Here is a 5,758-nt window from a genome sequence, read left to right on the forward strand (position 1 = left end):
TTGTACGAGACACCGGTGTAGAACAGGATCCGCTCGGTGGTGGTCGTCTTGCCCGCGTCGATGTGAGCCATGATGCCGATGTTGCGCACCTTGGCAAGGTCAAGCGAAGTGGTAGCCATATCGGCTCAGTCTTCTCTCGGTCTCGATGTGGGTTGCGACTACCAGCGGTAGTGCGCGAAGGCCTTGTTGGACTCGGCCATCTTGTGCGTGTCCTCACGCTTCTTGACGGCCGCACCGAGGCCGTTCGAGGCGTCGAGGAGCTCGTTCATGAGGCGCTCGGTCATGGTCTTCTCGCGACGGGCGCGGGAGTAACCGACGAGCCAGCGGAGGGCCAGCGTGGACGCGCGGCCCGGCTTGACCTCGATCGGCACCTGGTAGGTGGCGCCACCGACACGGCGGGACTTGACCTCGAGGGCCGGCTTGACGTTCTCGAGAGCGCGCTTCAGCGTGATGACCGGGTCCTGGCCGGTCTTCTCGCGAAGACCCTCCATGGCGCCGTACACGATGCGCTCGGCGGTGGAACGCTTGCCGTCCAGCAGGATCTTGTTGATCAGCGAGGTGACAAGAGGAGAGCTGTAGACCGGGTCGATGATGACCGGGCGCTTCGGGGCGGGGCCCTTACGAGGCATTCTTACTTCTCCTTCTTGGCGCCGTAGCGGCTGCGAGCCTGCTTACGGTTCTTGACGCCCTGCGTGTCGAGGGAACCGCGGATGATCTTGTAGCGAACACCCGGCAGGTCCTTCACACGGCCACCACGCACGAGCACGATGGAGTGCTCCTGCAGGTTGTGACCCTCACCCGGGATGTAGGCCGTGACCTCGATGCCGGAGGTCAGACGCACACGCGCGACCTTACGGAGGGCCGAGTTCGGCTTCTTCGGGGTGGTCGTGAACACACGCGTGCAGACGCCGCGACGCTGAGGGGAACCCTCGAGTGCGGGCGTCTTGTTCTTCTCGACCTTGTCCTGCCGGCCCTTCCGGACCAGCTGCTGGATCGTAGGCACTACTTCTCCGGTTTCTGTGTGCCGTCGGTGAAACTAACCTGGAACATTCGCCGACCCACGCGGTCGGGTGTGTCGAATCTCGCGGACCCCCTCCGCCAAGGCGGAGAGAGCGCGGATCACGGTGGCCGATATATGACTCGCCTTGCGGTTGAGGACACGCACGCGAGCCCAGGCACACCCCAGGCACAAGGCTTGAGCGTACCTATCGCATGGACTCCGGTCAAAACAAATGCCCACGCGCACGTGGTCCCGGCCATGGAAGGCCGGGACCAGGCAAGATCGCACCGGAGCGGGGCCGGTCCGGGCGGGGCAGGGGGCGGCCCCGGGCCGGGCCGGGGTCAGTCCCGGGCCGTGCGGCGGGGTTCGGGAGCCTCGGCCGGCCCCTCCGCCTCGGTGTCGGGCTCCAGGAACTGGTTCACGACCTTGACGAAGACGCCCATGCGGTCGTCGGGGACGCCCAGCCAGCGCGCGAAGTCCTCCATCGACGGCTGCCAGTCGCTCGGCGGCAGCAGATCGGCCGCCATCGGGAGCTCCTCCGGGCTCACCCGGCCGGACCGGATCAGCATGTCGCGGACCGAGACCCCGAGCAGCGGGGCGATCCTGCGCATGGTCTCCAGGTCGGGCATGCTCTGCCGCTGCAGCAGGCGCGTCACGGCGGCCCGGTGCACGCCGGCCTCGTCCGCGATCCGGGACTTGCCGCCGCCGCGCGGGCTGTCGATGTCGTAGCCGCGCTGTCGCATCAGGCCTTCGACCCAGCCTGCGAACTCATCCAGCCCACGAGTGGTCATGTACAGCTCCTCACTCCACTCCTCCAGGCGCTCAACTCTAGCGTGCTTGCGCGCACAGAATTACTTGGTTTCGGGTACGCAACGTGTCGAAACCATGAAGGTCGCCAGGGGGGCGCTCCATAAATTTGTTGCGCGCTCGCACGCAACATGTAACTCTGGCTCGCCGCCGCACTCGTCGGCCCCCCGAGCCCCAACGGCCCCATCGGCCCCATGGGTTCGGGGTGCCCCGGACCGTGGAGAACCTCTTGTTCCAGCCCGACCCCACCCCTTGGCAGGCCGACGCCGCCTGCGCCGACCTCTCCCCGTCCGTCGTCTTCGCCCGCCGCGCCAGGGAGGCGGCCCCGGCGCTGCGCGCCTGCGCCGGCTGCCCGGTCCGCCGCGAGTGCGAGGCGGCGGTGGCCCCCGCCGAGAGCTACTTCGACGGCGTCTGCGCGGGCCGCCTCTGGCGCAACGGGCGCCCGGCGGACGCGGCCCGCGTGGCGAAGGCGGTCGCCCTCGCACCGACGCCCACCCGGAGCGGCCGCCGTGGCTGACCGCACGCCCCCCACCGCTTCCGTCGAGCCCGTGCTGCGCGACATCGCACTCTGGACCGCCTCCCTCGTACGCCAGTTCCCCGAGCTCGCCGAAGAGCTCGCGCCCGGCCGCCGCGGCCCCGCCGGGAGCGCCCCGGCCCCCTCCCCCGCGGGCCGTGACGAGCAGATCCGCGAGGAGCGCCGCGAGGCGCTGCTCCTCCAGCAGCGGCACGGCCTCTCCGTCCCCGGCCACGGCGCCGCCCCGATCCGGCTGCACGTCTCCGACGCGATCCGCGACATCACCGACGGGGTGGTGGAGTTGGAGGAGGCCGTGTGCGCCCGGCTCGCGCTGCCCCGGCCGCCCCGCGCCGGGGTGATCGACCGGCTCCGCCGGGTCGTGGGACTCCTCGACGCGATCGCCGCCGACCCTGACCTCGCCCGGCACGTACGGGACGAGATCCGCCGGATGGCCCGGCGCTGCGCCCGGACGCTCGGCGACTCGGAGACGGTCGTACGGGTGTCGGGCCGCTGCCCCTGGTGCGACTCGGTGTCGCTGCGGGCCTTCCCCGACCGGCGCGCGGTGCTCTGCGTGAACCCGGCGTGTGTGTGCGTGGACGAGGCGTGCGGCTGCCAGGACGACCCCGCCTACCGGCACCTGTGGCCGGAGCGGGAGTGGGCGGAGCTCGCGGCCGCCGCCGGTTCCCGTACCGACGAGATACGGGCGGCGATGGACACGACCGCCGCGCCGACCGACGACCCGAAGGAGACCTCGTGCTGAGCTCGCCCGCACTGCCGGCCCTGATCCCGGGACCGCTCGCCGCCGAGGAGGCCGGGGTCGCCCCCGCGACCATCCGCAAGTGGGTCCAGCTCGGCCATCTGCGGGCCGCCGGGAAGGCGGGCCGGGCGCAGCTCTTCCGCCTGGAGGACGTGTTCGCCGCCGAGCGCGTGGCCCGCCGCCGCCCCCGTACCGCCTGACTCCCCGCCCGACTCCCCGTCGTACGAGAAGCGCCCCCCGTCCGTGAAGGACGGGGGGCGCTTTCGCGTGCCGCGCCTCGTGCCGGGCCTCATGCCGCCAGGAAGCGGTGGAGCGAGTCCGCGAAGGCGGTGACGAAGCGGTCGCGGGTCTCCCCGGGGACGCGGTCCAGGGAGAGATAGGGGTTGAGGTCCTCCAGTTCGACGAGGAGCAGTTCGCCGCCGGGGGCGCGGCAGGCGTCCACGCGCTGGATGCCGTGGTCGAGGGTGTTCCAGTCGACGAAGCGGCGGGCGAAGTCGAGGTCGTCCCCGGTGGGCTCGTACGGCTCCAGGACCCAGCGGCGTGCGGGGTCCGGGGCGTGCAGGGCGTACTGGAAGAGGTCGTCGACGAAGTAGAAGGAGACCTCGTACCGGAAGTCGATGCGCGGCTGGACGAGGAGGCCGTCGTACGTGAGGCCGGCGAGCTCCTCGGGTGCGAGGAAGCGCAGGCCTATCGAGTCGGCCCCGGTCTTGGGCTTGACCGCGTACTCGGCGGCGGCGGGCAGCCGGTGGAGGTCCTCGGACCGGTCGACGGTGGGGATGACCGGGTACCCGGCGGCGGTCAGGTCGAGCAGGTACTGCTTGCCGGCCATGTCGCCGCGGCCGTGGAGGGGGTTGTAGACGCGGGTGCCCCCGGCCAGGGCGCGCTCGCGGAAGGTGTCGTACTCCTTCTGGTAGCCGATGACCGGGCCGCTGTTGCGGACGACGACGGCGTCGAAGGCGTCCATGAGGGCGGCGGCGTCGAGCGGGTGGCAGAGCGCCAGGTCGAAGGAGGCGCGCAGCCGGGCGGTGAGGTCGATGTCCTCGTCGCAGTAGCGCCGTCCGCGGGCCGGGTAGGCGAGGTCGGTGACGTACAGGAGGCGGGGGCGGGCGGCGGGCACGGGGCGGCTCCTCGGTCGGTGGCCGCCAACCTATCGGGCGCCTGTGCGGGCCCCTGCGGGAGGACGGAGGGCGCGGGGGTCGCGGCAGGGGCTACGGAAGACCACACCGAACTAGTTGCGTGCGCGCACGCTCTCTGTCACAGTTGGTGCAGCGGCGGAGCTGCGCCCGGACGACGGGCGGCGGCTTCGCCGTTCGCCGTCCGGGCGCGCTGCCGCGCCCCGCCCCCTCCCGCGGAGCGGCCCGGGCGGCGCCCGCACCGCCTCCCTCTTCCGAGCCCTTCGAGGAGCACCGTCATGACCACTCCCCCGAGTGCGTTCCCGGACGTCGAGAAGCTGGTCGTCGACGTCCTCAAGGCCGACCCGGCACTGGCCGGCGTCACGATCGCCGCACAGGCGCCGGCCGGCTTCGACGGCACGCAGAACGCCGTCCTGGTGAACCGCCGCGGCGGCGCCTGGATCGGCGACCTGCACGTCGACAAGCCGCTGATCGAGTTCGAGGTGTACGCGCCGACGAAGAGCGCGGCCCACGTCCTCGCCAACGCCGCCCGCCGGGCCCTGCTCGCCACCATCGGCAAGCAGATCGGCGCCCACTTCGTCAGCGACGTCGAGGAGCAGGACGGGCCGCGCTGGATGCCCGACTACCTCTACCGGGGCGCCAACCGCTACCTCTGCGTCATCCAGCTCTCGCTGAACGTCTTCTAGACGCTCGCCTCCCCGGCGTCTCCCGACGCCCCCACAGACCAGGCCTCGCCGTCCGGCGGGGCCTTTGCCGTACCCGGACCGACGTCCGGGCGGCAGCCCTCTCACCAAGGAGAAACACACCATGGCAGGAAACAACTCGGCCGAGATCCGCGTCGCCGGCATCGGCAAGCTCTACGTGGCCAAGGTCGGCACCGCCGTCCCGGCGTTCGGCGCCGGCGAGGGCTCCGCCGACTGGAGCGGCTGGACCGACCTCGGCTTCACCACGGGCGACGGCGTGACCTTCTCCAAGAAGGACAAGCTGGAGGCCATCGACTCGTGGCAGTCGGTCTCCCCGATCCACTACATCTACTCGGCCCGTGACCTCTCGCTGAAGTTCTCCATGCTCCAGTTCAACGAGGACACGCTGCCGTTCTTCATGGGCGGCGGCAAGGTCGAGCCCGAGCCGTCCGCGTCGGCGGAGACCTTCAAGTACGAGATCGCCGAGCGTCCGCACGCCGACGCCCGCGCCCTCGGCCTGGAGTTCACCGACGTCAAGGCCGGTGGCACGACCGCCGTCACCTACCGCTTCATCATCCCGCGCGGCCAGGTCACCGCCTCCGACGACATCAAGCTGGCCCGCAAGGCGGCGTCCACGCTGGGCGTCACCTTCTCGGCCATGTCGAACGGCGACGGCAAGCCGCTGGCGACCTTCCTCATGAAGGACGGCCAGTACGGCGCGGCCGTCTGATCCCCTCCCCACCCGGGGCGGGGGGGGGCCCCCCCCGCCCCCCCCCCCCCCCCCCCCCCGCCCCCGGGCCCCCCCCCCCCCGGGGGGGGCCCCCCCCGGTCGCGGTGGGGCGGACCGCGCGCCGCGCCCCGCCC

General features: G+C 71.8%; 10 protein-coding genes. 5 read left to right on the forward strand and 5 right to left on the reverse strand.

Annotation, left to right across the window (positions count from 1 at the left end):
• From ACIP84_RS38570 to ACIP84_RS38585, 4 genes are all read right to left on the reverse strand, one after another.
• A partial coding sequence (locus ACIP84_RS38570; protein ID WP_401805071.1) for a GTP-binding protein occupies window positions 1-119 on the reverse strand: 119 nt, incomplete at its 3' end.
• A gap of 39 nt (window positions 120-158) precedes the next feature.
• The gene (gene rpsG / locus ACIP84_RS38575) at window positions 159-629 is read right to left on the reverse strand and encodes a 30S ribosomal protein S7 (RefSeq protein WP_015035567.1); all 471 of its coding nucleotides are present in this window, start codon (window positions 627-629) and stop codon (window positions 159-161) included.
• A gap of 2 nt (window positions 630-631) precedes the next feature.
• Window positions 632-1,003: a 30S ribosomal protein S12 gene (rpsL, locus tag ACIP84_RS38580; protein WP_003948652.1), complete on the reverse strand. Its 372-nt coding sequence runs from the start codon at window positions 1,001-1,003 to the stop codon at window positions 632-634.
• Between the two features lie 338 nt (window positions 1,004-1,341).
• On the reverse strand, window positions 1,342-1,791 hold the full coding sequence (locus ACIP84_RS38585; protein ID WP_266968353.1) for a helix-turn-helix transcriptional regulator: 450 nt from the start codon (window positions 1,789-1,791) through the stop codon (window positions 1,342-1,344).
• A 233-nt stretch (window positions 1,792-2,024) separates the two neighbouring features.
• On the opposite strand from ACIP84_RS38585, the gene ACIP84_RS38590 reads away from it, so the two are divergent.
• From ACIP84_RS38590 to ACIP84_RS38600, 3 genes are read left to right on the forward strand one after another with little or no spacing between them, the layout of a single operon-like run.
• A complete protein-coding gene (locus tag ACIP84_RS38590; protein ID WP_401805064.1) occupies window positions 2,025-2,324 on the forward strand; it encodes a WhiB family transcriptional regulator in 300 nt (99 codons plus the stop codon).
• Window positions 2,317-3,081 (forward strand): hypothetical protein, encoded by a 765-nt coding sequence (locus tag ACIP84_RS38595; RefSeq protein WP_355967085.1) that lies wholly within the window; start codon window positions 2,317-2,319, stop codon window positions 3,079-3,081. Before ACIP84_RS38590 ends, ACIP84_RS38595 begins: the two co-directional genes overlap by 8 nt.
• Entirely contained in the window at window positions 3,075-3,278 is a 204-nt protein-coding gene (locus tag ACIP84_RS38600) for a hypothetical protein (protein WP_030318670.1), read from the forward strand. Before ACIP84_RS38595 ends, ACIP84_RS38600 begins: the two co-directional genes overlap by 7 nt.
• An 89-nt stretch (window positions 3,279-3,367) precedes the next feature.
• On the opposite strand, the gene ACIP84_RS38605 is transcribed toward ACIP84_RS38600, so the two are convergent.
• Complete coding sequence (locus ACIP84_RS38605) at window positions 3,368-4,195, reverse strand: hypothetical protein (protein ID WP_401805068.1); 828 nt, start codon at window positions 4,193-4,195, stop codon at window positions 3,368-3,370.
• Between the two features lie 294 nt (window positions 4,196-4,489).
• Between ACIP84_RS38605 and ACIP84_RS38610 the strand changes: the two genes are divergently transcribed.
• Together ACIP84_RS38610 and ACIP84_RS38615 are read left to right on the forward strand one after the other, a co-directional pair.
• Entirely contained in the window at window positions 4,490-4,897 is a 408-nt protein-coding gene (locus ACIP84_RS38610; RefSeq protein WP_355967078.1) for a hypothetical protein, read from the forward strand.
• Window positions 4,898-5,018: 121 nt separating this feature from the next.
• Window positions 5,019-5,624, forward strand: coding sequence for a phage tail protein (locus ACIP84_RS38615; RefSeq protein ID WP_355967077.1), 606 nt, complete (start codon window positions 5,019-5,021; stop codon window positions 5,622-5,624).
• Window positions 5,625-5,758: the final 134 nt, after the last annotated feature.

The sequence above is a fragment of the Streptomyces sp. NPDC088707 genome (assembly GCF_044752725.1).
Classification (GTDB): Bacteria; Actinomycetota; Actinomycetes; order Streptomycetales; family Streptomycetaceae; genus Streptomyces.

What these genes read in the sequence shown, in the direction of transcription:
- ACIP84_RS38615 (WP_355967077.1), top strand. Translation starts at nt 5,019, where the DNA reads ATGGCAGGAAACAACTCGGCCGAGATCCGCGTCGCCGGCATCGGCAAG.
- rpsG (WP_015035567.1), bottom strand. Translation starts at nt 629, where the DNA reads ATGCCTCGTAAGGGCCCCGCCCCGAAGCGCCCGGTCATCATCGACCCG.
- ACIP84_RS38585 (WP_266968353.1), bottom strand. Translation starts at nt 1,791, where the DNA reads ATGACCACTCGTGGGCTGGATGAGTTCGCAGGCTGGGTCGAAGGCCTG.
- ACIP84_RS38610 (WP_355967078.1), top strand. Translation starts at nt 4,490, where the DNA reads ATGACCACTCCCCCGAGTGCGTTCCCGGACGTCGAGAAGCTGGTCGTC.